A 26,012-nucleotide genomic window follows, 5' to 3' on the forward strand; every position below is an offset into this window, starting at 1 on the left:
ACGTCACAGAAAAGTGTCGAATGGACCGCTTCGTTCCTGAAGCGAACCCTCGCCGGGTTCGCGGAAAGATTCCGAAACTTCATGGAGCACCACCCGAATAGGATTGATCGTGTCTCCTTCGAGGTGGTTTCAAATAGACCGGCATCGCCTAGTGTCCATGAAGCTATTTTGGACCTCGCCCTAGGTCGAGTACCATCTCCGGGCACACGTGGCGCGGCGGAATACATCCGCAAAGAACTCGCTCGCTCACTCGATCCGGTTGGAATTGCTCAGCTATGCGGGCAGCTGCGCATTGATGATACGGCGCCGGGATTGCTTCGGCTTCGGCCACTATTCGAGCAAGACCTAGGCGCCTTGCTCCCTGGCGCGCCGAGCGACTGCGCGCTTCGCCTTAAGGAAATGATCGGAAGTCGAGCTACGTCGGAGCATGGCAGCAACCCCCGCGTCGACAAAGTTGCTGTCCTGGCCGCGATTGGTACGTCGGAGGAGGCGCTCCTACCTGCGCCTAATCTTCTGCAGGCGCCTGCGACACTTGTCCAAACCTCGCATCTCTCGACGGTCGTCGAGCAAATCACTGGCCCAGAAACGAGTCCGATCATAGTTCATGCGCCAGGCGGCGTCGGAAAGTCGGTGCTCGCACGCACTATTGGCGCAGCGTTGCCCTCCGGATCGGTGGCGGTAGTCTACGACTGTTTTGGCAACGGCTCCTACCGATTGCCCAGCAGCGGGAGGCACGAACCTAAACGGGCGCTGGTCCAAATCGTGAATGAACTGGCGGCTAAGGGTCTGTGTGATCCCCTGATTCCGTCGGATACCGCTGGACAGGATGATTACTTTCGGATCTTCGTGAAGCGAGTGGCAAACGCCGCCGATGTCGTCAGAACGCAGGGCCCGGACGCGCTGCTGGTGTTAGTAGTAGATGCCGCGGATAATGCGGTGCTGGTTGCCGGCGAGACCGGAGCAGTTGCCTTCGCGCCGGGGCTACTTCGCGAACAGCTGCCGACGGGTACCCGGCTAGTCATGCTTTGTCGGTCAGAGCGTCTTGACATCCTCGATCCACCGCCGGGACGCCGCACCATTGCCCTCTCGGGGTTCACTTCAAGTGAAAGTGCAACCTTGCTGCGAGCATCGTTCCCGGGAGCGGCTGACCGAGATGCCGCGGAGTTCCACGCGCTAACAGGCGGAAACCCTCGGGTTCAAGTAACGGCGCTAGGTTCGGCACAATCGTTGCCCGAGTTGCTCAGCCGTTTAGGACAGTTCCGTGAATCCAAGCTCGATGGCTTCAATGCCCTGATGCAGGAATTGGTGGAGCGACTCAAGGACCAACACCACGGATCAAGTGAGATCGACCAAATATGCGTTGGATTGGCCGCTCTGCGGCCCATGATTCCCATACGAGTGCTAGCGCGACTCGCTCAGGTCGACGCCGCCTTGGTGGAAAGCTTTGTAGCCGATCTCGGCCATCCGCTTCTCATTGATGGGGGGACCGTTCAATTCCGGGACGAACCGACGGAAACCTGGTTCCGTGAGAACTTCCGTCCCGTGGGGGAGGACCTAGACCACTTGCTCAGCAAGCTCAAGCCTATCGCCGCTGAGGACCCGTACGCGGCGGCATCTATTCCCGCCCTACTGTGGGAGGCGCGCCGGGTCGATGAGCTACTACGCCTCGCTCTATCGGACGAAGCCCTACCATTTGATGACGTCGACGATGAACAACTACGAAGTTTGCAGCGAACCGAGATCGACCAGGAACGTGCGCAGTTCGCGTTGAAAGCTGCGCTACGAGAAGGCCGCGAGTTCGAAGCGGGACGCCTGGCACTCAAGGTCGGCGCGCTTACTGCCGGCCGTACTCGCCGATTGCAGCTCATACGGCAAAACACCGATCTGGCTGCCGCCTTCCTTGACTCACATATTGTCGAGCAGTTGATAGCCGGCAGGAACTTGACGGGGGACTGGCCCAATTCGAATCTGCCGGCCGAAGGAGCGCTGCTGTCAGGTGCCGCTGGCCGGACCCATCAGGCGCGAAACCGGTTGCGGAGTGCACAGCTATGGATGAGCGCGTGGACACGGAACGCGCGAGAGCGAGGCGAGCGCCCGCGTATCGGCCGCAGCGATATCGCTCTAGTCGCATGGGGGCTTCTAAACACTGACGGTGCCGAAGCGTGCGCCGAGTACCTTCGTCGATGGACACCTGATACGGTCGCCTTCGATGCGGGCATCATCGTCGCCCGGCGCCTGCTCGACGCAGGAAGGTTCGCGGAAGTGAATCGGTTGGCGTCGGTAGACGGTCCACCACATTTGGCATTCGCTGTTGCCCAAGCTTGTGCTGAGGTCGGCCAAGAATTGGGTGCGCCAGCAGTCCGCCGTGTGATCAAGGCGTTGTCATCGACCGAGGGACGACTGTCCGTGTCGGACCGGGCTGCATATGGGTCGACGGAGTCGAGAGTTCACGACAACGGAGTAGCGGCAGTAATATGGGCGGTCGCTTTCGGGCGGCAACACGACCTGTTGAGCGATCTCACCGGAGCGGAGCTTCTCTCTCGATACCTGCCTGAAGATCTTGGACACCGTGCAGGCGACAGATATGAGAGAGATACCCTCGAACTCCTTGTTGGGTTCGCGCTTCTTGCTCGCCTTCGGGGGCAACAGTTCGATCTGGACGCTATAGCGGCAAAGGAGGTCCGTGAGGCGCAGAACCGGCCAGCATACGCATCGTCGTCATCACGGGCGCAAACGTACAGAGCCAATGTGGCACCGTTGGCCGGCTGGCTTGATCTATATGTGGATGTGCTCCTCGGAACCGATCTCGATTTGTGGACCCGGCACGAAAAGCTTGACGCGTTTTTCGCAAAATCCTACTCCTACGATCCGCCTCACTTCCTCCTTGACGCCATCTGTCGGATAGCGATTCGGGCTTTGGCTGCCGTCAGGGACGATGCCCGAGGCGATCGGTTTGTGCAGTTCTGCATTTCGCAGGTCGCCACCTTGGCCCGAGCTACTCTGACACAGGTCGTTCGCATCAGCGCGGGGCATCCTCATCTGCATGGTGTCGCTGTAGAGACCGCTACAGCCGTCCGGACCTCGATCGATGAAACCCGAGGAGAATCAGGCTATAACATCGAGTCCCTTATTGCGCTGGCCCGAGCGACGTACCGGCTTGGAGGCGCAGAAGCTCGTGCCCACTTCGAGCAAGCCGCGGCGCTGGCCGATCGCGTGGGCGATGACGCTCATGTTCGCTGGGCCACGTTGTTGCAGATAGCGGATGCAGCCGGCGCAGCGGACCGCCGGCAACCCGAACGCGCTTACCGCCTTGCTCAAGTGGCTGAAAATCTGGAGCCGTATGTCGGGGACAGAGTCGACCTCGCCCAAGCACTACAGAAGGCGGGGAAGCTAGACATCACCACGGCAATCGCGGTTGGATCGCGATGGCGCGATCGGCGAACCGCGACCATTTCGGAGCTGGCAAGAGCCCTTCTTGCGAGCGACGAGGCATTACTGCACCCGATGCCGTTGGTTGCCGTGGCTCTGCTCCCGCTCGGAGATCACTGGTGGAGCTTGGACGTCATTACGCGCGCAATGCGACAGGATCCTGAGCGAGCTGGCACGATTCTCAAGGTCTTAAGCGAGTTCGAACGAGCTGTGAAACACAGTGCAGAAGACTTCCGCAGGCTTGACGACGTCGCCACTGAAACGCACACCACATTGGAGGGAACCTGCTTTGCGGCCGACGTCCGCACCGTCTTCGAACCTGCGTCCTACGTTTCTAGAATGTGGTCGGAGACTGATGGTGCAGACGTACCCAGCAGGCACCACGACGGCGACATCCCACGTTTTGAACTGACGTCAGCGACCGGCTGGGCAGAAGCGCTGGCAATGGCGAAGGACCATGATGGGCACCGGAACGTACGACTTGAGCATGTTTATGAGCAAGCCGGTAAAGTAGCAGCCTTCCAGAAAGCAGTTATGGTCGCTGCCTTCCGCGACTGTCCGCAGGCTGACTTGTTTGATGTAGACAGGTTGTTGAATTCCATCGGCCCGCCGCAGAGCATGCCGTACGGGCTGCGCGCGGAGGTTAAGAACCTTGCCAGGACGGCGGTTGCGCGGTTCTGCCGTGAGATTGTCGGCAAGAGTTGGCAGCCAATCAATCTTGAGAAGCTGGCACAGGCGGCTGGAGAGCCCGGGGCGGACTACGTTGGACAAGCGCAACGCGCTGCCGGCGCAACAGCGCGACCGTTGGACGCGGAGGAGGCGTTCGCTCTTGCTGGTCGACTTGCTGGTCGCGTTAGCCCGGAGCAGGCAGGCGTACTTCTCGATGAGGGGCTCCGCCTATTCGCCGAGGTGGCTGAGGTCAACGCTGGCGACGGCCGGTTCGAATCGTTGCCTCCCGCCCCGGAGTCGATCGCCCATGCGGTTGCCGGCACGCTTTGGGCCACGCTAGCTGACGTAGAGGACGCAAACCGGTGGCGCGCAGCGCACAGTGTCCGGCTTCTCCTCGCCCTCGACTGCCGGGACGTCACTGGGCCGCTCCTCGACCTCGCCATGGGCAGAACGAGCCCGGTGTTATACGTCGATGGCCGACTGCCTTTCTACGAGAAGCACGCACGACAATGGTTGTTGCTGGGCCTTGCCCGAGCGGCCCAGGAGCTCGACGCACTAGCGGCCACTGCGCAGTTCGAACCGTTACTACGCCAAGTCTTGTTCGATGACGATCCGCACGTGGTGATGCAGCACAGTGCCCAGTCGGCCATAGTTGCCATGTCTCGGCACGGTTTCGATTCATTAGATCAGTCAGACACCGCCGCCGCGTTGCGCATCGGGTCACCGACTGCGGTGACCGAAACAAACAGATGGGGAACAGGGCGGCGGGTAGTCCATAGACTCGCGGACATATCTACCTTGCTTGAGGATGAATCCTGTGCCGAAAGCGCAGATGCCGTCATCGATGACGAAGAGAGTGACGACGCGATGGTGGGCCCTGCGGACGGGGATAGCCGCGAACCCCGATTTCGCTTCTTCATGGACTTCACGGACCATTGGTGCTCCGCGCTGGGTAACGCGTTCGACATCAGTGCAGGGAGCATTCAGGAGCTGATTGAGGAGATTTTGCTCGATCGGTGGGGAACGTCTTTTAGGGGGAAGTATGACGAGGATCCTCGCCATCAGCTCAGGCTTTACAATCGTGACAAGTACTCCCACAAGTCAGAGTATCCTCATTCTGACGACCTAAACTTCTATCTTAGTTCACATGCTCTATTTGAGTTGGCGGGGCGATTGATCGATGCACTGCCAGTCATCGTTCGGGCCGGCGAAGATGAAAGCGAGTGGGAAGAGTTTCTGAATCGGCACGTGATCACTCGGCGGGATGGGAGGTGGCTGGCTGATCGCCGCGATGCAGCTCCCCCCGATGAGCTCCGAGATCCCGGGGATGGGCTTGCTGATGGTAGCTCCAGGGAACATCTGAACCGGCGATGGAAACAGGGCCTTGCCGCGGCAGACTGTTTGGCGCAGTTGTCACCGACCTCCGAGTGGGTCACAGTGTGGCTGGATTCTTGGGCGGCAACCTACACGCGGACTGAAGTAGTAAATGTTATGAGCGCGCTGGTCAACGCGACGACCGGGCCAGCGCTCCTACGAGCGTTAGAAACTGCTCCGGACAAGCACGCCTTCCGGCTCCCCGGCGCCGGTGACGAAGACTTTGAAATCGACGTCCCTGACTTCAGGCTGACTGGATGGCTCCACACCCCGGGGCATCGCAGTGGGATCGACGAACGCGACCCGTACAGCGGCGGGATTAAGTTTCCGCCTGTTCGACCTACTGCAGATATCGTCGGCACCATAGGGGCGGTCCCTGATCTCGACCTACGTACTTGGAGCATCGGCAGTGAGCCTGCCCTTCGGTCGCTGGTTTGGAGTGACGTCGAACGCGGCGGTGCGAGTGAGCGGGGGAGCGTCGGTCAGCGGCTCACAATGCGAAGGGCCGACCTGACGGAGCTACTTCGCCGCACTGGTCGCAGCCTCATTGTTGAGGTCAAAATCACTCGACGTTGCGAGGAAAGCCATTCCCGATCATCACCTATAAGGAGCCCAGACGATGACAACACCGCTCCCCGAAAATGCACCAAGTACTTCCTCTTTGATCAGTTCGGAATCCGTCACGAACTTTGAACACATACTCGAGTTCGGCAAGCGCCTTAGTGAACAACTCGACCCTGGTGACGTCCTCGGCCGGTGGATGTCGCATCACATAGCAGAGTTGATAATTCGCGCCGAGTCGGCTACTGATGACCTGAGGGATTCGGCTGAGAAGGCTGCGTCTGATGTCATCATGAAACTGTGGGCCAACCGTGACGGCGCTCCCTGGCGGAGGAAACCGCTCCGCGACTTCGATGAAGTCTTCGCAGCCCTTGAGCGCCTTGGCTCTGAAACGACAAGATGGGGGTATACCAGAATATTCGACGATCAGTCGCGACCCACCGATGAGCAGACCAGCAACAGCGTCCTTCTTGCCGCGGCGTGCGATCTTGATCATTACACTCGAAGCGTCGTCCGCTCCGTTGTCGCACTCGCGGCTTCTGAGGCCGAATCCGACGAAGAGCCCTGGGTTCGGGTCGGGATAAAGCTTGTCGAGGATGGTCAAGCTCGGGCTATCCGCCGACTTCAAAGTCTGCGATTGCGCGCGCGCCTGCGCGGGGAGGAATCTGACTCTGTGACGCCTGAGAATTTGGATCTAGACGACCACGATCCGATTCTCGAAGGATTGAGCGAGTCTCTGTCTTACGCTGCCGACGCTTTCCTACGTATTCAAAGTAGACTGCCGTTGCCGGAGTCGAATGATGTTGATGATAAACAACAGGCTGATTGACTTGCCCCTGGCGACTATTGACGGCCCGCCACCCAGTCCGGGCCCAGTGATGGCAGTGGCATTTTTTGTCTCGAGCGATCGGCACGTTCCGGGCAAAGGGCCGACTTACCGAATCGGTCAGGAGGCGTTGTCGCCGCTCCAGCTACAGTGTTCCGCAGACCGCTGGCAGCTCCATCGCAGACGCCATTAGGTCATCTGTCCTTCGTCAGGACGTTTCGGCACCGTTCCACTCCCGCTATCGTCTAGCCATGTCTCTGGTCATCTGGGCGTACGAGATCGCGGGTCGGAATCTCGCTGCAGCGCTACCACGCCGCTGGGCTCACGTGCAAGGAGTGGCGTGGAAGGCGCGGAGTCTCTCGACAGTGGTCGGGGACGACGCAGCGATTCTAGAGGCAGCAGCGGTCCTGCACGATGTCGGCTACGCCCCAAACGTTGTTCGTACTGGCTTCCATCCGCTCGACGGGGCTTTGTACCTGCGATCGATTGAGGCGCCCGAGCGCCTGGTGCACCTCGTAGCCCATCACTCATGCGCGGTCCGGGAAGCGCAGCTCCGCGGACTTGCCGACCAGCTGGCAGAGTTCGTTGATGAGGAGAGCCCGATACGGGACGCGCTGTGGATGTGTGACCTCACCACGACGCCCGACGGAGAGCCCACCAGCTTCCAGAGCCGGGTTGAGGAGATCAAGCAGCGGTACGGCCCGGACGACTTGGTGACGGCCTTCATCGACGCCGCTGCCCCGGACCTGTCGGCAGCCATCGACCGCACCACCGCGCGCCTGCGGGAACAGGTTCAACCGATGTAGGGCTCTTGCGCCTCTAGGCCGTGCTTGATGCGGAGAAGCATCGTCGGGTGTATCCGGCGCTCCGCCAGCTCGGCCGGGTCCACCCAATCCACCTGGCTGGACTCGTCGCTGGTCCGTAGCGACCCGCCCACCGGACGTGCCCGCAGGCAGATCGAGAATTCCTGCCGAACCTCGCCGTCGTCGTAGGCGATGACATGCCTCGGGTTCGAGTAGATGCCGGAGATTCCAACGATCTCGACGTCAATCCCGGTCTCTTCACTGACCTCACGGATGGCAGCCTGAGCAGTACTTTCGCCGAGATCCTGAGCGCCACCGGGAAGCGCCCAGTAGCCGTTGTCCGAACGCCTGATGAGGAGCACCCGGCCACTCTCGTCCAGTACGACAACCGCGACAGCCACCACCAGGGCGTTCGCTCGGGGGGCGTCAGGGTCGTTGAGGTAGTCCGTCTTAGGCATGCCCTAGACCTCACCACTGGAAAGCGAGGCGGATGCCCAAACGGCCTCGAAACTCTCGGCGTACGTGTCGAACAAGCCCGGGGTTCCCGTCTGCCGGAGATGCAACGCCGGCGCCATCGGGGCGGTCTTCCCGTACACGTGGGGGTTGACGATCATGTCCCGATCGAAGCGGTAGATGGAGTTGTACAAAACCGTCCCGTGCTTGCGGATCTCGATGTTGTCGACCTCGCGGACCGGCCGGAAGAACGCTTCCGCCTGGTGAATCTTCGCTGAGATCGTGTCCCGGCCGATGCCCTCGTCTTGGCTCCGCTGCTTAACTGCGTCGCTGTCCCGGTCACCCAGCAGGATCCGCACCAGCGTGCCGGCCTCGGCCTTCACTCGCAGGCGCTTGAGCAGGTCGGGCTTCTCGGTGAGGAACATGCCGACGTAGACCAGAATCCCGATGTCGTCGACGGCCTGGTCCAGCAGCCGGTCCCACAGGGTCGGTGGTACGGCACCGCGGCTCGCGTAGAACTGCACCACGCCGGCCGCGTCTGGCCCTTCGGCCTCCGACTTCCGGACGCCGGGCCACAGATAGTCTTCGTCCTCCTTCAGCCGCTTCGCAATCTTGAAGCGAGTGCGGGGATGTGGGACGCGGCCACCCAGCCACCGGCTCACCGTCTTCACGTCGTGGTCGGTGTAGAGCGCCAGCTCGGCCGCCGTCACGCGGGCGCGGTCAAGGGCATCTTTGAGCCGTTCGTTCGCCATCGCCGCTCCCCAGATCGACCGGGACGTTTTCCCCACTATAAACGTCCCAAGCGTCACGGCAAGGCCGTTCCGACGTCACCTCCCCCGCAGTCCCATTGAGGTGCGGCCAGCAAGCCGCACCCAGAGCAGTCGTCCACAGGGGACGCGCTCAGGACAGGGAGGTAACCCTCGTGAAGCTCTACGTGGACACGACCGGCAAGCAGGTCACGGTGTCGAAGGCCAGTGAGCCGAAGAACGACCAGAACGGCAACCAGCGGTCCGAGAAGGGGACGGGCCGGCTCATGTGGTCCACCCAGGTCATCGTGCTCGACGAGACCGGTGGCGAGGTCATCAGCATCACGACGGCGGGTGAGAAGCCGAACGTGACTGTTGGTCAGCTCGTCGCCATCGAGCAGCTCGAGGCCATCCCGTGGGCGACCAACGGGCGTAACGGCGTCGCGTTCCGTGCGGTGTCGCTGAAGCCGAACTCTGGGACTCCGGCGGCCAAGTAGGCCTCGCATCACCCGTACTGCCCGCCACTGTGTCCGTGGCATCCAGCTCCACCGAAGCGGCCTACTCGCCCGCTGATCCGTAAGCCGGGAAGCACAGCGCTCGCAGTGTTCCCGCGGTGACCACGCCCGGTGGTTATACCCGAGATGTGGCGCGGGGTCGGTACTGGCTGCAACCTGCCGACCCCGTGCCAGCCAACAAATCCCTCATCCCAACTTGTCCTTGGGAGGACTTGCCGTGCCCAAATTTACCCCAAACCGTGCGTTCGGTCGACGCTCCGGAACGGTGACGGTCATCGAGGCCAAGGTTCACCGCTCGTCCGAGCGTCGGGCCCGCTTTGCGTTCATCATCGCCGCTCTGGTGGTCGGCGTCGTCACGATGATCGTCGCCTCGGCGACTATGCACCCGATCCTCGCCGCTCTGCTGGGCGTCGCTGTCGGCGGCCCGTCAGGGGCCCTGGCGTGGGCGCTGTTCCGCATCTGGCCGGTCATCCGGCTCGTCTGGTGGTGGCTGCCGGAGATCGCCTTCGTCACCGCCGTCATGTACGGCTGGGTCCAGCTCGCGCAGCACACCCCGATGTGGGTGCGCTTCGTCATCGTCGGCCTGGTCGTCGGCGTGCCCGCGCTTGTGCCGGCCATCCGCCGACGGCTCATCGCCCTGGCGTGGTGCGTCATCGTCCGGCACCGCCTGCGTGTGTGCTTCGCGCAGTTCATCGTGGCGAACCAGTCCGGTTCGCTGCCGCTGATCCTGTGGGCCCGCCCTACCCCGGTCGGGGAACGGGTCTGGATCTACCTGCGCCCCGGCCTGTCCGTCGCGGACCTGCAAGGCCGCCTGGAGAAGATCGCCGTCGCCTGCCACGCCTACTCCGTTCTGGTGGAACGCGCCGGCGAGGGCAACTCCGCGTACCTGCGCTTCGACATCAAGCGCCGCGAGGTGCTGACCGCCAACGTCGGTACCCCGCTCGTCGACGTCGTCGACCCGGACACCCCGAAGGTTCCGCGGCAGCCGGCCACCATGCCGACCGCCCTGGATCTGCCCGACGTCGCCGACGAACCCGCGCTCGCCAAGGCCGCGAAGTCGGCCGGCAACCCCAACGGCAAGAAGCCGGCCGCCAGCTCTGCCGACCCGTCGTCGACCGACGACGACATCAACGACTGGATCTGACCCACCACTGATCGGGCGCGGGCTACCTGCCTGCAGATTGTCCGCGCCCACCCACTTGCCCTGGAGGCACCGTGTCTTCGATCGCTCGTGACCCGCTCGGCACCGATCGGGTGCCTGTCGGGCCTGGCCTGTCGATGTTCGACCCGATGTTCGTCGGGATCGACGAGTTCGGCGAGGCCGTCTTCCTCGACGTCGTCTACCGCAACCTGCTCGCCGCCGGCGAGCCGGGAGGCGGCAAGTCCGGCCTGCTCAACCTCGCCGCCGGCACCGCCGCCCTATGCGACAACACCCGCCTGGTCCTGTTCGACGCCAAGTGGGTGGAACTCGGCCCCTGGCGGCACATCGCCGACGAGTTCGTCGGCCGCGACCTCGACCACGCCATCAGCGTCCTGCGCCGCCTCGTGACCGTGGCGGACAACCGCTACCAGTGGCTGCTCGCACACGAGCGACGCAAGGTCAACCGCTACGACGACCTATCCGTGATCGTCACCATCATCGACGAGCTCGCGATGTATTCGACCGTGCTCGGGACCAAGCCGCAGCAGGAAGAGTTCGAGTCCCTGCTTCGGGGCCTGGTGTCGCTCGGCCGAGCCTGCGGCATGCCCGTCATCGCCGCCACCCAGCGCCCGAGCTGGGACATCATCCCCGCCAGCCTGCGCGACCTGTTCGGCTTCCGCGCAGCGTTCCGCTGCACCTCGCTCAACTCGTCGAACATCATCCTCGGTCAGGGCTGGGCCGAGCAGGGCTACAACGCCGCGGACATCAGCCCCACCAACCAGGGCGCCGCCTACCTGCTCGCCGAGGGAGGCCTCCCGCGCCGCGTCAAGGCGGCGTACCTGTCCGACGCCGACATCTACGCCATCGCCGACTACGCCGCCTGGCTGCGTCGGCCCACCACTGCTGCCTTCGATTGGGGGATGGCCGCATGACCACTCAGATTCCGGCTTCCCGGTTCACCGACCACACCGTCACCGGGACTCCGGCCCAGCTCGCCAACCTGCTCGCCAACCACACCGCCGCCGGCACCCTCGTCGCCGCGACCGCGCCTCGGCCCACCGCCGCCGGCACCTGCCGCATCATCCTGCGTCTGCGCGACACCGCCTCGGCCCGCTCGGTCGGGGTCACCTGCAGGAACCGGCGTATCCGTCGGATCGTCGCCCTGGGCGCCACCGCCGCTGGCGTCGCCACCGGTGTCCTCGCCGCCGTCGCGTACCTGCTCGGCCAGCTCATCGAGTTCATCACCGCGCACGCCGCCACCATCGGCGGCGTCGCACTCGTCCTCGCCGTCATCGCCGCATTGGCGGCCGACACCAGGAACCGCCGGCATTGCCCCGGCTGCTGACCATCCCGAAACGACTACCGCATATCGCACGGCCGACAGGACCCGACCCATCGCCTGCAAGCACGGCGGGTCCTGCCGACCACACACCAGCCCTCGAAAGGACGTGGCTGCCATGAAGGCTACCCACAACCCACCGACCGAGACCCGGCCGACACCGGCGGAGCTGTTGCGCGGCGCCGCCACCTACCTGCGCCTGCACGGCTGGACCACCGGCCAGTTCTACGACCTCACCGGCGGCGACTCCGACGCGTTCCCGCCGGCCTGCACCGCCGGCGCTATCACGATCGCCGCCTACGGCCGCTTCATCGCTTCCGGCATCTGCACCCTCGACGAGCCCGAGCCGGAGCACTACGACGCCATGCGCGCCATGCGCTTCCTCGCCGACTACCTCGATTCCGACCGCACCCCCGACGAGGGCTTCCCGCCCAGCTCGATCGACGTCATCGGGGACTGGAACGACCATCCCGGCCGCACGCTCGATGAGGTCGTGGACGCCCTCACGACGGCCGCCAACGAGTGGAGCACCGCGACCGCCGGGAGCATCCGGTGAACCCGGCGAGCGTCAACCGCGCCTTGACATCCAAGCGCCCGAAGCCTGGTCGCCGGCACCGGGTGGAGAACGACGAGTACGCGGCTTTCACGCGCCGCGTCGTCCGGGCTTACGCCAAGCGCGTCGCCACCGGCGACGTCGACGCCCTCACCGACATGGTCGGCCTCTCGGTCGAACTCGACCGGGCCATCGGCCGCGCCGTCATCGGACTGCGCGCCTACGGCTACTCCTGGGCCGAAATCGCCCTACGGCTCGGCATCACCCGCCAGGCCGCACAGCAGCGCTGGGGCGGTGCCGCATGACCACCACCTTCGACGATCTGCCGATCGAGGCCGGCTACCTGTCGCCGTTCTTCGACCCCACGGGTAGCCGCTACGGCTTCCCGACCTTTCCCTACCAGTGCGCGCCCACCGGCCTGGTCACCCGCCGGCAGCTCCGCGCCGATGGGCTGCGCCCGGCCGGGCAGCCCGTCATCGCCCAGATCCTCTGGCGTGGCGGCAAGCGGGTCGCCTACCTCTACCGCCGTGACCTGGCAGCGCCGAAGCGCACCGCCACCGCGGCCCAACGCGACGCCATCGACAAGGCCCTGACCGCCCGCCGCACCTGCGGCGTCTGCGGAACGGTCCGCGACTACTACATTCCGCGCCGCACCGGCGCCTGCCTCGACTGCACCCCGGAGGTGACTCCATGACCGCCCCCGTGCGTCACGACCACGAGACCGCCGCCGCCTGCCCCTGGTGCATCGACGGCTTCACCCCCGACGGCATCCACCCCGACCTCGGCGAGATCTACCGCATGTGCCCCACCCAAATGTGGTGCGACACCTGCGCCGACCTGTCCGTCTTCCCCGCCGTCTTCCAGCGCCCCGCCGACCTCGCGGTTGCGCTTCTCTGCCACGGCCTGGCCGCGGTGTACTGCCCGACCTGCGTCGGCGTTACTGCCGTCTTCCCGCTGACCAACGACGGGGGCATTCGATGACCACAACGTCCCGCACCGAGCGGCTGGAAAGCCGCGTCCTGGTCGCCATCCTGATCCTCGTCGGCCTTGCCGCCGGCGCCGCCTCCTTCACCCACGTCCACGACTGGACGATGGACAACACCCCGGTCGGCACGCCCGGCTGGTTCGGCTGGGCCAACGCCGTCATCTCCGAACTCGTCCCCATCGCCGCATTGCTGACGATCCGCCGCCGCAAGCGGCACGGCGGACCTATCGGCTACCCGATGACCCTGCTCATCGCCGCCGCCGGCCTTTCCCTCGCCGCCCAACTCGCGGTCGCCAAGCCCGGCCCGTCCGGGTGGCTTCTGTCCGCCGTGCCCGCCTTGGCGTTCATGGCCCTCGTCAAGCTGGTCCTGGCTCCGGTCAGCACCACACCCGCCGAGCCTGTCGGGCCTGCGGCCGAGCCGGTCGCTCAGCTCGTCGACGAGCCCGACACCATTCCCACACCCGCACCGGCGCAGCCGGTCGTTGTCCTACCGGTCGAGCCGCCGGCGCATCTGCTCACCGTTGCCCGGTTCGCGGTCAACAACCACGAGCAGACCACCGGCCGTCCCATCACCGCTGCCGAGCTGGCCGCCCGCATGAGCGTCACACCGGCCGTCGCCGGACAGCTCATCACCGCCATCACTGGCCAACCCACCCATCCGGTCAACGGCACTCCGGTCGTCCTGACGGGCGGTGCCCGATGACGTACGTCCTCGTCGACGTCCACCACCGCACCCACACCTGCCCCTCCGACCCACAACCCCACCCCTACGACACCACCCGCACCGTCGTCGGCCTGGTGCCCGGCGGCCCGTGCCGTCAGCCGGTCACCATCCGGTGCGGCGACGTCACCACCACCACCTTGGCGTGTGGCCGGCACGCCCCGGCTGACCGTCAATGCCCGTCCTGTCGGGTCACGGTCACCGAGCGGCAGGTCAGGAACGAGTTCATGGGCACGGCCCCGCAGCACCCGACTGCTGGGGTTGCTGCCTGATGGTTTCGACGCTGGACCTCGCACCCTGGGAGCACTCCGCCCAGGGCGCGGGCTCGAACGCCGACACCTGGACCCAACTGCCGCCGCTGTTCACCACCGCCGGGCAGGCCCTCGACCGCGCCGGCCGACCGGACTACTTCGGCTGGCTCGACCACATCCGCGCGGCCGCCGGCTGCACCCGCCCCATCCGCCTGACCGGCTCCGTGCACACCGTCGAAGCGAACACCGGCCGGATCCTCGACGCCCGGCACACCGACCAGCTCCCCGACGCCGCCATCTACAAGGCGTGCGGCAACCGCCGCGGCTCCGTGTGCCCGTCCTGCTCGCGCACCTACCAGCGCGACGCCTACCAACTCCTGCGCGCCGGCCTCGTCGGCGGCAAGGGCGTCCCCGAGACCGTGTCCCGGCACCCGGCCGTCTTCGCCACCTTCGTCGCACCTTCTTTCGGCACCGTCCACACCCGCCGGGTCCGCAAGCACACCTGCACCGACCGGCGGCGCTGCGACTGCCGCCCCGAGCCGTGCCACGCCCGCCGCGACGCCGGCACCTGCTCCCACGGTCAGCCGGCGGTGTGCTGGGCCCGCCACGACCGCGACGAGCCCCTCCTCGGCCAGCCGCTCTGCCTCGACTGCTACGACCACGACCACCAAGCCGTCTTCAACCTCTTCGCCGCCGAACTGTGGCACCGCACCAAGCAGACTGCCGAACGCGCCCTACGCAAGCTCGCTCGTTCCCGCCGCATCCCGTTCCCGCAGCTCGTCGACGCCAACGGCAAGGCCCGGCGGGTGTCGCCCGTGCGGCTGTCACACGGCAAGGCCGCCGAGATGCAACGCCGCGGCGCGGTGCACTTCCACGTCCTGGTCCGCCTCGACGGCGTCGACTCCAACGACCCGGCCGCCATGATTCCGCCGCCTGCTGGCCTCACCCTCGACGACCTCGCCCAGGCTGTCACCGACGCGGCCGCCTCGACTGGATTCGCCACCCCGGCGCACCCTGACCGGCCGGACGGGTGGCCGATGGCGTGGGGTGACGAGGGCAAGGGCAAGTTCGTCGACATCCGGCCCATCACCCTGACGGGTGTAGGTGAGGTCTCTGACGGCATGGTCGCGGGCTACCTTGCCAAGTACGCCACAAAGAGCACCGAGGCCACCGGGCACACCACCACCCGCATTACCGGCGACAATGTCGACACCCACGCCGACGCCGAGGGTGACCACATCGCCCGCCTCATCGACGCCTGCTGGCGCATCGGACGTGCCACCCACACGCCCGCGCCATTGGGCGACCGGCCGAAGCGTCAACCCGGCCTTGACACCGAACCGGCTGGCAGCGGTCCGCCGGCCAACCCTTATGCGCGGCTGCGCCGATGGGCTCACATGCTCGGCTACGGCGGCCACTTCCTTACCAAAGCCCGCCGCTACTCGGTCACCTTCAAGATCCTGCGCGACACCCGCGTCGACTTCCGCCGCCAACAGGAACGCACCGACGAGACCGCTGGGGTGGTCCGGTCCGTCGACCACCTCGACGCCGAGACCACCCTCATCGTCGGCACGCTTACGTTCGCCGGCGTCGGCTGGCACACCAGCGGTGACGCCCTGCTCGCCAACACCGCCGCCGCGATGGCCCGCGCCCGACACGAAGCCGGCCGCGAAGAGTTGGCCCACGAAGCTGGGCTGCAGGTCGTCGCATCGGCCTTGCGCGCGGCGTGAGCCGAACAGCAATTGCAGAACCCCTGCCGTTCGCAGGAGCGCCTTGAGCCTGATCGCCGCTTCCCATGCGGCTCGATCCGTTTTCCTGACCGCTGTCTCGAAGGAGAACTGATCCGTGAAAGTGCCGGCCGCACCGCGAGTGAAGTCGTACATGACCATCGTGGAGTTCTGCGAGGAACTGGACATCGCTCGCTCCACGTTCTACGAGTGGCGCGCGAAGCGTTGCGCTCCTCGGTGCATCAAGATGCCGAACGGAGAGCTGCGCATCCGGCGCTCCGAGTTCGAGCGGTGGCTGGACGAGCACGACGAGGGCCGGGCCGCCTGATGGAGACCAGCTACGACGTGCGGCTCTACAAGACCTACGTCTATCGCGGCGCCCGGACCACGACCTACTGGGTGCGGTGGAAGGTGGCCGGTGAGCCGTTCAAGGAGCCGTTCAAGCAGAAGACCTTGGCGGCCGGCTTCCTGTCGGATCTCACCTCGGCCGCGCGCAAGGGGGAGGCGTTCGTCGTTGCCACCGGCCGGCCGGTCTCGATGCACCGCGCGTCGCGGGACCTGTCGTGCTACGACCTCGCCTGCTCGTACGTCGACCTGAAGTGGCCCCGAGCGGCGGCCATGACGCGCAAGACCGCTGCTGAGGCTCTGACGGCTGTCATCCCGCAGTTGTTCGCCCGCACCAAGGGCAAGCCCGACGACAGGTTGATCCGCACCGCGCTGCGCCGCTGGGCGTTCAACACGCCGGCCCGCGCCGACGAGGACGCCATGCCGCCGGAGATACGGGCAACGCTGTCCTGGGTCGCTCGCAACACCCGGCCGGCCGCTGACCTCCTGGACGCCGAGGTGCTGCGCCGGACGCTGGACGGCCTGACGCTGAAGCTGGACGGCACGCCGGGCTCGCCGGTGGTCACCTCGCGACGGCGGAAGATCTTCACGGCGATGTTGGAGCACGGCGTCGAGATCAAGGCGCTCCCACGGAACCCGTGGAACGACCTGAAATGGACCCCGCCACGGGCCTCCGGAAGCGGCGTCGATCGTCGCCGAGTCATCAATCCCATGCAGGCCCGGTCACTTCTTGAGGCCGTCAAGCGGCAGGGTCGGATCGGTCCGCGCATGGTGGCCTACTACGCCTGCCTGTACTACGCCGCTCTGCGTCCGGAGGAAGGCGTGGGCATCCGGGTGCCGCACAACTTGGTCCTGCCGGACAGTGATGACGCCTGGGGTGAGTTCGTCCTGGAAGTGGCGGAGCCGCACGCAGGGAAGGCGTGGACCGACTCCGGGACCAACCGGGATCGCCGGCAGCTCAAGCAGCGGGCCATCGGCGAGGTTCGCAGGGTGCCGTGCCCGCCGGTGCTGACGAAGATCCTCCGCGAGCACATCGCCCGGTTCGGTCTCGGGCCCGGTGGCCGGCTGTTCGTGGGGGAGCGCAACAAGGCCGAGCTGCCGGTGCTGACCATCAACCGGATCTGGCGGCAGGCGCGTGCCGATGCCTTCACCGCGGAGGTCTACGCATCGCCACTGGCTGAGACGCCCTACGACCTCCGCCACGCTGCCATTTCCACCCAGCTCAACGCCGGCATCTCACCCACGCAGGTAGCCGAATGGGCCGGGCAGTCACCCGAGATCCTGTGGCGCAACTACGCCAAGTGCCTCGCCGGGGGAGAGCAGGAGCTGCGTCGCAGGATGGAGGCCGGCTACGGTGCCCGGCAGGCCGTGCCGAACTTGGGCACGTATTGGGCACAGATTGCCGTAGCGAGCCAGTGATGGCCGGACACAGTCGTACAGCCGTTCTAATGAACGAGATCTGTTTCCGCTGGTCAGCGGGGCGAATGCCCTGGTCGAGCTTGGTGCCCCCGGCAGGATTCGAACCTGCGCTTTCGCCTCCGGAGGGCGACGCTCTATCCCCTGAGCTACGGGGGCTCAGTGACGAGAAGCCTAGCAGGTGCCGACGGCGCCGGGCCGTGGGGCCCGGCGCGCGTCAGGGCAGGGTTTTGAGCAGTGCGTTCATGTCGTTGAGTTCGCGCTGCTGGCCGTCGACGGCGATCTGGGCCATCTCGCGGACCTGGTCCTCGTCGGTGACGTCCAGGATGGCCTGGGCCATGTGGATGCCGCCGAGGTGGTGGCGGATCATCAGCTCGAGGAACAGCCGGTCGGCGGCGGGGCCGGTGGCGGCCTTCAGTTTCTCGATCTCCTGCGGGGTGGCCATGCCGGGCATGAGGCCGTTCTGCACGGAGCCGGCCGCGTTGGGCATCCAGGCCATGGGGGGCTCGTCGCCGGTGGGGCTGAGGTCCCATTCGCGCAGCCAGGATTGCATCATGCCGACCTGGCCCTGCTGGGTGAGGGCGATGTCGCGGCCCATGAAGCGGACCTCGCCGTTCGAGGCCGAGGTGTAGGCGATCATGCCCATCTCGACGGCCTGGGCGTGGTGGGTGGACATGTCGCGGGCGAAGCCGGCCTCGGGGGAGTTCTCCGCCGGGCCGGTGGTGAGCAGGCGGGGGGCGACGATGCCGACGCCCACGCCGAGGGCCAGGCCGACGAGCAGGGCGAGGACCCAGCGGTAGGCGCCGCCCGCCGGGGCGGTGGAGGGGCTCTCCACCGCCGCGGCGGTCTCGGTCGTGGTGGCCACTAGGCCGCCGGCGTGGTGCCGGTCGTGCTGACGCCGCCGTCGCAGGTGGCGGTGGCGCCCTCGATGGAGGCGTTGACGCGCAGCGCCTTGATGAACTGGTCGATGCGCTCGTCGTCGGCGGAGGGGACCTTCAGCTGGTAGCCCCAGGCCTGCAGCGAGACGTTCGAGTCGAGGCCCTCGACGGGGCTCATCATCATCTTCTCGCGGCCCTGGACCTTCTCGGCGAGCTTCTCCACGTCGGCGGCGGGCAGGCCGAGCTTGTAGGTGATCCAGACGGCGCCGTGCTCGAGGCTGTGCACGGCGTGCTCGTTGGCGATGGGCGCGTCGTAGACGTTGCCCATGCAGGTCTGGATGACGGCGTTGTGCTGCCCGGCGACCGGCGGCAGGATCGTGTACTGGATCGGGCCGGCCTGGTGCTGGGAGCCCTCGACCAGCTTCGGGTCCGTCTCGCGGTAGTTGACGACGCCGTCGATGGCGGCCGCCTGGTCCTCCCACGATCCGGCGTTGTCGCTGCGCACCGTGTAGAAGATGCCCACGCCGATGATGCCCAGGGCAACCAGGACGACCGCGCCGGCGACGGCGATCGGGCCCCAGTTGCGCCCGCCGCTGACCTTGACGGGCGCGATGGGCTTGCGGCCCTTGCCGCCGCCCCCCTTGCCCTGCGGGCCCTTGCCCGCGGGACGGGCACCGGCCGCCTTCTTGGCCGCCGGGGGCTTGCCCGCGCCGGTGGTCTTGTCAACCTTGACCGTGGACGGCCGGCGCTCTGCGCCGCCGCCCGACGTGCTTATGCTCATCGTGCCTCGTCAGGTCGTTCCGTCAGGGGGAGCCGCGCCCACGGGCAGGGTGTCACAGGTCATCGTCGCCTCGGGCCGCCGCCGAGTGGCCGAGTCTACCCCCGGTAACATGTCTCGGTGACTCCCGCCAAGCTCGCCGCGACTGTTCTCACCGCCGCCCGTGCCGTTTTCACGGCGCGTGGTCTGGATCTCTCCGTGCTGCCGGCGTCGATCACCGTTGAGCGACCCCGCAACCCGGAGCACGGAGACTACGCGTCCAACCTGGCGATGCAGGTCGCGAAGCGCGCGGGTCTGAACAATCCGCGCGAGCTGGCCACCGCGCTGGCCGAGGAGCTGGGCCGGGCGCCGGGCGTCAAGAGCGTCGAGATCGCCGGCCCGGGCTTCCTGAACATCCGCCTGGACGCGGCCGCCGCCGGGTCGCTGGCGCGCCTGGTGGTGCAGGCGGGGCGGGAGTACGGCCGCAGCGAGCAGCTCGCCGGCCAGCGCGTCAACCTGGAGTTCGTGTCGGCGAACCCCACCGGCCCCATCCACCTCGGGCACACCCGGTGGGCGGCGGTGGGCGACTCGCTGCACCGCATCCTGGCCGCCGCGGGCGCCGAGGTGACCAGCGAGCACTACATCAACGACGCGGGCGCGCAGGTCGAGCGGTTCGGCCGGTCGCTGATGGCCGCGGCGACGGGCGAGCCGGCGCCGGAGGACGGTTACGGCGGCGAGTACGTGGCCGAGATCGCCCAGCGCATCGTGGCCGCCGACCCGGAGATCCTGTCGCTGCCCGCCGACGAGGCGCTGCTGAGCTTCCGCGACCAGGGCTACCTGATGATGCTGCAGGAGATGCGGGAGAGCCTGGAGCGCTTCGGGGTGCACTTCGACGTGTGGTTCTCCGAGCGCACCCTGCACGACGGCGGCGCGGTCGAGCACGCCCTCGACGAGCTGCGCAAGCAGGGCCACATCTACGAGTCCGAGGGTGCGATCTGGCTGCGCACCACCGACTTCACCGACGACAAGGACCGGGTGCTGATCCGGTCGAACGGGGAGAAGACGTACTTCGCGGCCGACGCGGCGTACTACATCAACAAGCGCGAGCGCGGCTTCGACCGGTGCATCTACATGCTGGGCGCCGACCACCACGGCTACGTGGGCCGGCTCAAGGCGATCGCGGCGTGCGCGGGCGACGACCCGGACGTCAACATCGAGATCCTGATCGGCCAGCTGGTCAACCTGCTGCGCGGCGGGGTCCCGGTGCGGCTGTCGAAGCGCGCCGGCAACATCATCACGCTGGACGAGCTGGTCGAGGCGGTCGGCGTGGACGCGGCCCGGTACTCGCTGGCCCGCTCGTCCACGGACTCGACGCTGACCCTCGACATCGAGGAGATCACCCGGAAGTCGAGCGACAACCCGGTGTTCTACGTGCAGTACGCGCACGCCCGCATCTCCTCCCTGCTGCGCAACGCCGCGGAGCTGGGCATCGGGCGCGGCGACGACTTCGACGCGGCGCTGCTGAGCCACGAGCGGGAGAACGACCTGCTCAAGACGCTCGGCGACTTCCCGGCCGTGGTGGCGACCGCCGCCGAGCTGCGGGAGCCGCACCGCATCGCCCGCTACCTGGAGGAGCAGGTGGCCAACAACTACCACCGCTTCTACGACGCCTGCCGGGTCCTGCCGCAGGGCGACGAGGCGGCGACCGACCTGACCCGGGCGCGGTTGTGGCTGGTGGAGGCGACCCGGGTGGTCCTCGCCAACGGTCTGGAGCTTCTCGGCGTCTCGGCGCCCGAGCGGATGTAGGAAGAACACATGCGAGCACATGAGGCGGGGGCGCTGCACGGCGACCTCGGCAGCCGCGGGCCGGCCTGGCTCCGCACCCCCGGCGACGTCAACGCGCTGGTGCCGCAGCTGTGGCCGCGCACGGTGGCCCGCGCGGACGCCGGTGACCTGACGGTCGGCGGCGTGAGCGTGGCGGACCTGGCGGCCGAGCACGGCACGCCGGCGTACGTGCTGGACGAGGACGACCTGCGGGCGCGCTGCCGCGACTTCCGGGACGCGTTCGCGGACGCGGACGTGTACTACGCGGGCAAGTCGTTCCTGTGCAAGGCGGTCGTGCGGATCGTCGCCGAGGAGGGCCTGTTCCTCGACGTGTGCTCGGGCGGCGAGCTGGCGACGGCGCTGGCGGCGGGCTTCCCGGCCGAGCGGATGGGTTTCCACGGCAACAACAAGTCGGTGCGCGAGCTGGAGCGCGCCGTCGAGGCCGGGGTGGGGCGCATCATCGTCGACTCGTTCACCGAGATCGACCGGCTGACCGCGATCGCACGCCGGACGGGCACCCGCCCGGGCGTGCTGGTGCGGGTCACGGTGGGCGTCGAGGCGCACACCCACGAGTTCATCGCCACCGCGCACGAGGACCAGAAGTTCGGCTTCTCGCTGCAGGGCGGGGCGGCGTTCGCGGCCTGCGCGAAGATCCTCGACGAGGGGGTGCTGGACCTGCGCGGCCTGCACTCGCACATCGGCTCGCAGATCTTCGACACGTCCGGCTTCGAGGTGGCGGCCCGGCGGGTGCTGTCGCTGCAGGAACAGGTGCGCGACGCGCGCGGGGTGGAGCTGCCGGAGCTGGACCTGGGCGGCGGTTTCGGCATCGCGTACACGACGCAGGACGACCCGAGCGCGCCGGCGGACCTGGCGAAGCGGATCACCAAGATCGTCGAGAGCGAGTGCGACCTGGCGTCGCTGCGGGTGCCGAAGCTGTCGATCGAGCCCGGCCGGGCCATCGTGGGCCCGGCGGTCTTCACGCTGTACGAGGTCGGCACGGTCAAGGACGTCGACGGCATCCGCACGTACGTGAGCGTCGACGGCGGGATGAGCGACAACATCCGCACCGCGCTCTACGACGCCTCGTACTCGGCGACGGTGGCCTCCCGGGCGAGTGACGCGGAGCCCATTCTGGCCCGCGTCGTGGGAAAGCACTGTGAATCCGGGGACATCGTCGTGAAGGATGAATTCCTGCCCGCCGACGTGCAGCCCGGAGATCTTCTCGCGGTACCCGGCACCGGCGCGTACTGCCGCAGCATGGCCAGCAACTACAACCACGTGCCCCGGCCGCCCGTGGTGGCGGTGCGCGACGGCGCCTCCCGCGTGATCGTCCGCCGGGAGACCGAGGACGACCTGCTCGCATTGGATGTGGGATGAGCGTTTCTGACCGGACCGTGCGCGTCGCGCTGCTCGGCTGCGGCACCGTCGGCGCCGAGGTGGTACGCCTGCTGGGGGAGCAGGCCGACGACCTGACGGCCCGGGTGGGCGCCCGGATCGAGATCGTGGGCATCGCCGTGCGCCGCCTGGGGCGCGAGCGCGGCCCGCTGCCCGTCGACGCGGGCCTGTTCACCACGGACGCGCTCGGGCTGGTGAAGCGCGACGACGTCGACGTGGTCGTCGAGGTGGTGGGCGGCATCGAGCCGGCCCGCACCTGGCTGGTGGAGGCGTTGCGGGCGGGCAAGAGCGTCGTCACCGCGAACAAGGCGCTGCTCGCCGAGGACGGGGCGGCCCTGCACGACGCGGCGGCCGAGGGCGGCGCCGACCTCTACTACGAGGCGTCGGTGGCGGGGGCGATCCCGCTGCTGCGGCCGCTGCGCGAGTCGCTGCACGGCGACCGCATCACCCGGGTCACCGGCATCGTGAACGGCACGACGAACTTCATCCTGTCCTCCATGGACGCCACCGGCGCCGGCTTCACCGAGGCGCTGGAGGAGGCCACCGAGCTGGGCTACGCGGAGGCCGACCCGACCGCCGACGTGGACGCGTTCGACGCCGCCGCGAAGGCCGCCATCCTGGCCTCGCTGGCGTTCCACAGCCGGGTCACCGCCGCCGACGTGCACCGCGAGGGCATGACCGCGGTGACGGCGTCGGACGTGGCGTCGGCGAAGGAGATGGGCTGCACGATCAAGCTGCTGTGCATCGCCGAGCGCGGCCCGGACGCGAGCGGCCGGGAGTCGGTGGCGGTGCGCGTGCACCCGGCGATGATCCCGCGCTCGCACCCGCTGGCGAGCGTCGGCGACGCGTTCAACGCCGTGTTCGTCGAGGCGGAGGCCGCCGGCCAGCTGATGTTCTACGGCCGCGGCGCCGGCGGCGCCCCGACGGCCAGCGCGGTGCTGGGCGACGTGGTGGCGGTGGCGCGCAACAAGCTCGCCGGCACCCGGGCGGCCAGCGAGTCGAACTACGCGCACCTGCCGATCCGCCCGATGGGCGAGGCGATGACCCGCTACCACATCAGCCTCGACGTGGCGGACCGCCGCGGCGTGCTGGCCACGGTGGCCGGGGTGTTCGCCAAGCACGAGGTGTCGATCGCGACGGTGCGCCAGTCCGGCCGGGCCGACGACGCCGTGCTGGTGATCGTCACGCACGGCGCCCCGGACGCGGCGCTGGCCGCCACGGTCGAGGAGCTGCGCGGGCTGGACATCGTGCGGTCGATCGCGAGCGTGCTGCGGGTGGAGGGCGGGGCCTGATGCTCGACCACGTGGGCATCCAGTGCGCCGACCTGGCGGCGAGCGCGGCGTTCTACGACGCCGTGCTCGCCCCGCTCGGCTTCCGGCAGCTGATGAACTACGAGGTCGCGATCGGCTACGGCGCCGACAAGCCGGACTTCTGGATCGGCCGGTTCGACTCCGGCGACGGCTTCCGCGAGTCGCACATCGCGTTCCGCGCGGCCGACCGACCGGCCGTGGACGCGTTCTTCGCGGCGGCCGTCGCGGCGGGCGCCGAGGTGCTGCACGCCCCGGCCGTGCACCCCGAGTACCACGAGCACTACTACGGCGCGTTCGTCCGCGACCCGGACGGCAACAATGTCGAGGCGGTTTCGCACGTTCCCGCCTGATGGGCATCCGGCCTGGGAGAATAGGCTGGTGCGGCATAGTCGACGGGTTGCCTGCGCCCTCTGAAGGAGAAACCCCATGTACCGGGGACTGATCGAGGCCTTCCGCGACCGCCTGCCGGTCACCGACGCCACGCCCGTGATCACGCTGCATGAGGGCAACACACCGCTCGTGCCGGCGCCGGTGCTGTCGGCGCGCACGGGCTGCGACGTCTACCTGAAGGTCGAGGGCGCCAATCCGACGGGCTCCTTCAAGGACCGCGGCATGACGATGGCGGTGTCGAAGGCCGTCGAGGCCGGCTCGAAGGCGATCATCTGCGCGTCGACGGGCAACACCAGCGCGTCGGCGGCGGCGTACGCGGCGCGGGCCGGGCTGACCTGCGCGGTGCTCGTGCCGCAGGGCAAGATCGCGCTGGGCAAGCTGGCCCAGGCGCTGGTGCACGGCGCCAAGCTGCTGCAGGTCAACGGCAACTTCGACGACTGCCTGGCGCTGGCCAGCAAGCTGTCGCAGGACTTCCCGGTCTCCCTGGTCAACTCGGTCAACCCGGACCGGCTGGAGGGCCAGAAGACGGCCGCGTTCGAGATCGTGGCCGCGCTCGGCGACGCCCCCGACATCCACTGCCTGCCGGTGGGCAACGCGGGCAACATCTCGGCGTACTGGATGGGGTACCGGCAGGACCACGAGGCCGGCAACAGCAAGCGGCTGCCGCGCATGTTCGGCTTCCAGGCGTCGGGGGCGGCCCCGATCGTCAACGGCGAGGCCGTGCGCGAGCCGTCGACCATCGCCACGGCCATCCGCATCGGCAACCCGGCGAGCTGGACGAAGGCGCTGGACGCCCGGGACACCTCCGAGGGCCTGATCGCCGCGGTGACCGACCGGGAGATCCTGACGGCCTACCGGCTGCTGGCCCGCGAGGTCGGCGTGTTCGTCGAGCTGGCGAGCGCGGCGAGCGTGGCCGGGCTGCTCCAGCAGGCGGCCGCGGGGCAGGTGCCGGCGGGTTCGACGATCGTCTGCACGGTGACCGGGCACGGCCTGAAGGACCCCGAGTGGGCCATCTCGACCGCCCCGTCGCCGACGACGATCCACAACGACGTGCTGGCCGCCGCGCGGGCGCTAGACCTCGCCTGACGCCTCCCGCTCCGCCTCACGGAGCATGATCTCGCACGCCTCGGCCACTACCGCCAGTTCGGATGCTGAGAGGCGGCTGAGCACCGTTCGCTGCCGGTCGGCGCCCGCGGTCATGATGTCCGCGACCGTGCGGTGGCCCTCGGGGGTCAGCGCGATCCGGCGGACGCGGCGGTCGTGGAGGTCCTCATGGCGGGCGACCAGGCCCTGTGCGGCGAGCCGGTCGATCATGCCCGTCATCGTGGCCAGCCCGACGCCGGTGCGTTCCGCCAGCTCACGGCCGGTGCCGCCGGCGTGCAGTTCGAGCAGGATCAGGATCCGCAGCTGCTGCATCGTGAGGTGCGAGCGCAGCAGCGGATTCGACCGATCGTGGGCGAACAGCACCTGCATGCGCAGCTGAGCGGCCATGATGCGGTCGATGGCCTCCTGCGGTTCCGGCACAGCACCTCCTTGATCAGCACCCCGGCTCGCCCGCGATCCTTCGTGTAAGGCAAACTATCAGCCTCGGCCGTACCTCTCCT

General features: G+C 67.4%; 26 protein-coding genes and 1 tRNA gene. 21 read left to right on the plus strand and 6 right to left on the minus strand.

All coding sequences use genetic code 11. From position 1 onward, the window contains the following. The first annotated feature begins 762 nt into the window (after positions 1–762). The 3 genes from Sya03_RS02810 (at position 763) to Sya03_RS02820 (ending at position 7,665) form a co-directional block, all read left to right on the plus strand. Positions 763–6,165, plus strand: coding sequence for a hypothetical protein (locus tag Sya03_RS02810; RefSeq protein ID WP_203936542.1), 5,403 nt, complete (start codon positions 763–765; stop codon positions 6,163–6,165). After that, complete coding sequence (locus Sya03_RS02815) at positions 6,092–6,862, plus strand: hypothetical protein (protein WP_203936543.1); 771 nt, start codon at positions 6,092–6,094, stop codon at positions 6,860–6,862. Before Sya03_RS02810 ends, Sya03_RS02815 begins: the two co-directional genes overlap by 74 nt. A gap of 248 nt (positions 6,863–7,110) precedes the next feature. Then, positions 7,111–7,665 (plus strand): HD domain-containing protein, encoded by a 555-nt coding sequence (locus Sya03_RS02820; protein ID WP_203936544.1) that lies wholly within the window; start codon positions 7,111–7,113, stop codon positions 7,663–7,665. Here Sya03_RS02820 and Sya03_RS02825 read toward each other — a convergent pair. Further along, positions 7,653–8,120 (minus strand): NUDIX hydrolase, encoded by a 468-nt coding sequence (locus Sya03_RS02825; RefSeq protein ID WP_203936545.1) that lies wholly within the window; start codon positions 8,118–8,120, stop codon positions 7,653–7,655. The two genes, Sya03_RS02820 and Sya03_RS02825, sit on opposite strands and share 13 nt — an antisense overlap. 3 nt (positions 8,121–8,123) lie before the next feature. After that, positions 8,124–8,867, minus strand: coding sequence for a DUF5919 domain-containing protein (locus Sya03_RS02830; RefSeq protein ID WP_203936546.1), 744 nt, complete (start codon positions 8,865–8,867; stop codon positions 8,124–8,126). 170 nt (positions 8,868–9,037) lie between these two features. Between Sya03_RS02830 and Sya03_RS02835 the strand changes: the two genes are divergently transcribed. The 13 genes from Sya03_RS02835 to Sya03_RS02895 all read left to right on the plus strand — a co-directional run bounded on the left by Sya03_RS02835 (position 9,038) and on the right by Sya03_RS02895 (position 17,857). Beyond that, positions 9,038–9,358, plus strand: a complete 321-nt coding sequence (locus Sya03_RS02835; RefSeq protein WP_203936547.1) for a hypothetical protein — start codon at positions 9,038–9,040, stop codon at positions 9,356–9,358. 283 nt (positions 9,359–9,641) lie between these two features. Then, a complete protein-coding gene (locus Sya03_RS02840) occupies positions 9,642–10,520 on the plus strand; it encodes a hypothetical protein (protein WP_203936548.1) in 879 nt (292 codons plus the stop codon). A 134-nt stretch (positions 10,521–10,654) separates the two neighbouring features. Continuing rightward, positions 10,655–11,449 (plus strand): FtsK/SpoIIIE domain-containing protein, encoded by a 795-nt coding sequence (locus Sya03_RS02845; protein WP_203936686.1) that lies wholly within the window; start codon positions 10,655–10,657, stop codon positions 11,447–11,449. Further along, positions 11,446–11,862 carry a hypothetical protein gene (locus tag Sya03_RS02850; RefSeq protein WP_203936549.1) on the plus strand — a complete coding sequence of 139 codons (417 nt, stop codon included), beginning with the start codon at positions 11,446–11,448 and terminating at the stop codon, positions 11,860–11,862. The genes Sya03_RS02845 and Sya03_RS02850 overlap by 4 nt, the downstream gene beginning before the upstream one ends. 112 nt (positions 11,863–11,974) lie before the next feature. Beyond that, the gene (locus Sya03_RS02855; protein WP_203936550.1) at positions 11,975–12,412 is read left to right on the plus strand and encodes a DUF6197 family protein; all 438 of its coding nucleotides are present in this window, start codon (positions 11,975–11,977) and stop codon (positions 12,410–12,412) included. Beyond that, on the plus strand, positions 12,409–12,714 hold the full coding sequence (locus tag Sya03_RS02860; protein ID WP_203936551.1) for a hypothetical protein: 306 nt from the start codon (positions 12,409–12,411) through the stop codon (positions 12,712–12,714). Before Sya03_RS02855 ends, Sya03_RS02860 begins: the two co-directional genes overlap by 4 nt. Next, positions 12,711–13,103: an RRQRL motif-containing zinc-binding protein gene (locus Sya03_RS02865; RefSeq protein WP_203936552.1), complete on the plus strand. Its 393-nt coding sequence runs from the start codon at positions 12,711–12,713 to the stop codon at positions 13,101–13,103. Before Sya03_RS02860 ends, Sya03_RS02865 begins: the two co-directional genes overlap by 4 nt. Further along, positions 13,100–13,390: a hypothetical protein gene (locus Sya03_RS02870; protein WP_203936553.1), complete on the plus strand. Its 291-nt coding sequence runs from the start codon at positions 13,100–13,102 to the stop codon at positions 13,388–13,390. The genes Sya03_RS02865 and Sya03_RS02870 overlap by 4 nt, the downstream gene beginning before the upstream one ends. Next, positions 13,387–14,097 (plus strand): hypothetical protein, encoded by a 711-nt coding sequence (locus Sya03_RS02875; protein WP_203936554.1) that lies wholly within the window; start codon positions 13,387–13,389, stop codon positions 14,095–14,097. Before Sya03_RS02870 ends, Sya03_RS02875 begins: the two co-directional genes overlap by 4 nt. After that, positions 14,094–14,387, plus strand: a complete 294-nt coding sequence (locus Sya03_RS02880) for a hypothetical protein (protein WP_203936555.1) — start codon at positions 14,094–14,096, stop codon at positions 14,385–14,387. The genes Sya03_RS02875 and Sya03_RS02880 overlap by 4 nt, the downstream gene beginning before the upstream one ends. Then, positions 14,387–16,096 (plus strand): replication initiator, encoded by a 1,710-nt coding sequence (locus Sya03_RS02885; RefSeq protein ID WP_203936556.1) that lies wholly within the window; start codon positions 14,387–14,389, stop codon positions 16,094–16,096. Before Sya03_RS02880 ends, Sya03_RS02885 begins: the two co-directional genes overlap by 1 nt. A gap of 151 nt (positions 16,097–16,247) precedes the next feature. Then, complete coding sequence (locus Sya03_RS02890) at positions 16,248–16,421, plus strand: helix-turn-helix transcriptional regulator (RefSeq protein ID WP_203936557.1); 174 nt, start codon at positions 16,248–16,250, stop codon at positions 16,419–16,421. Further along, positions 16,421–17,857: a site-specific integrase gene (locus Sya03_RS02895; protein WP_203936558.1), complete on the plus strand. Its 1,437-nt coding sequence runs from the start codon at positions 16,421–16,423 to the stop codon at positions 17,855–17,857. The genes Sya03_RS02890 and Sya03_RS02895 overlap by 1 nt, the downstream gene beginning before the upstream one ends. Before the next feature lie 81 nt (positions 17,858–17,938). On the opposite strand, the gene Sya03_RS02900 is transcribed toward Sya03_RS02895, so the two are convergent. The 3 genes from Sya03_RS02900 to Sya03_RS02910 all read right to left on the minus strand — a co-directional run bounded on the left by Sya03_RS02900 (position 17,939) and on the right by Sya03_RS02910 (position 19,513). Continuing rightward, positions 17,939–18,013, minus strand: a tRNA-Arg gene (locus Sya03_RS02900). Between the two features lie 58 nt (positions 18,014–18,071). Beyond that, on the minus strand, positions 18,072–18,719 hold the full coding sequence (locus tag Sya03_RS02905) for a DUF305 domain-containing protein (protein WP_203936559.1): 648 nt from the start codon (positions 18,717–18,719) through the stop codon (positions 18,072–18,074). Beyond that, positions 18,719–19,513 carry a thioredoxin-like domain-containing protein gene (locus Sya03_RS02910; protein WP_203936560.1) on the minus strand — a complete coding sequence of 265 codons (795 nt, stop codon included), beginning with the start codon at positions 19,511–19,513 and terminating at the stop codon, positions 18,719–18,721. Before Sya03_RS02910 ends, Sya03_RS02905 begins: the two co-directional genes overlap by 1 nt. Before the next feature lie 117 nt (positions 19,514–19,630). Between Sya03_RS02910 and argS the strand changes: the two genes are divergently transcribed. From argS to thrC, 5 genes are all read left to right on the plus strand, one after another. Beyond that, complete coding sequence (argS, locus tag Sya03_RS02915) at positions 19,631–21,295, plus strand: arginine--tRNA ligase (RefSeq protein ID WP_203936561.1); 1,665 nt, start codon at positions 19,631–19,633, stop codon at positions 21,293–21,295. 9 nt (positions 21,296–21,304) lie between these two features. Continuing rightward, complete coding sequence (gene lysA / locus Sya03_RS02920; protein ID WP_203936562.1) at positions 21,305–22,690, plus strand: diaminopimelate decarboxylase; 1,386 nt, start codon at positions 21,305–21,307, stop codon at positions 22,688–22,690. Continuing rightward, positions 22,687–24,000 carry a homoserine dehydrogenase gene (locus tag Sya03_RS02925; RefSeq protein WP_203936563.1) on the plus strand — a complete coding sequence of 438 codons (1,314 nt, stop codon included), beginning with the start codon at positions 22,687–22,689 and terminating at the stop codon, positions 23,998–24,000. Before lysA ends, Sya03_RS02925 begins: the two co-directional genes overlap by 4 nt. Further along, positions 24,000–24,368, plus strand: coding sequence for a VOC family protein (locus Sya03_RS02930; protein ID WP_203936564.1), 369 nt, complete (start codon positions 24,000–24,002; stop codon positions 24,366–24,368). Before Sya03_RS02925 ends, Sya03_RS02930 begins: the two co-directional genes overlap by 1 nt. 76 nt (positions 24,369–24,444) lie before the next feature. Next, the gene (thrC, locus tag Sya03_RS02935) at positions 24,445–25,494 is read left to right on the plus strand and encodes a threonine synthase (protein ID WP_203936565.1); all 1,050 of its coding nucleotides are present in this window, start codon (positions 24,445–24,447) and stop codon (positions 25,492–25,494) included. Here thrC and Sya03_RS02940 read toward each other — a convergent pair. Continuing rightward, positions 25,480–25,932: a MarR family winged helix-turn-helix transcriptional regulator gene (locus tag Sya03_RS02940; protein ID WP_239107075.1), complete on the minus strand. Its 453-nt coding sequence runs from the start codon at positions 25,930–25,932 to the stop codon at positions 25,480–25,482. The two genes, thrC and Sya03_RS02940, sit on opposite strands and share 15 nt — an antisense overlap. Positions 25,933–26,012 lie beyond the last annotated feature (80 nt).

The organism is Spirilliplanes yamanashiensis (assembly GCF_016863475.1).
Classification (GTDB): domain Bacteria; phylum Actinomycetota; class Actinomycetes; order Mycobacteriales; family Micromonosporaceae; genus Spirilliplanes; species Spirilliplanes yamanashiensis.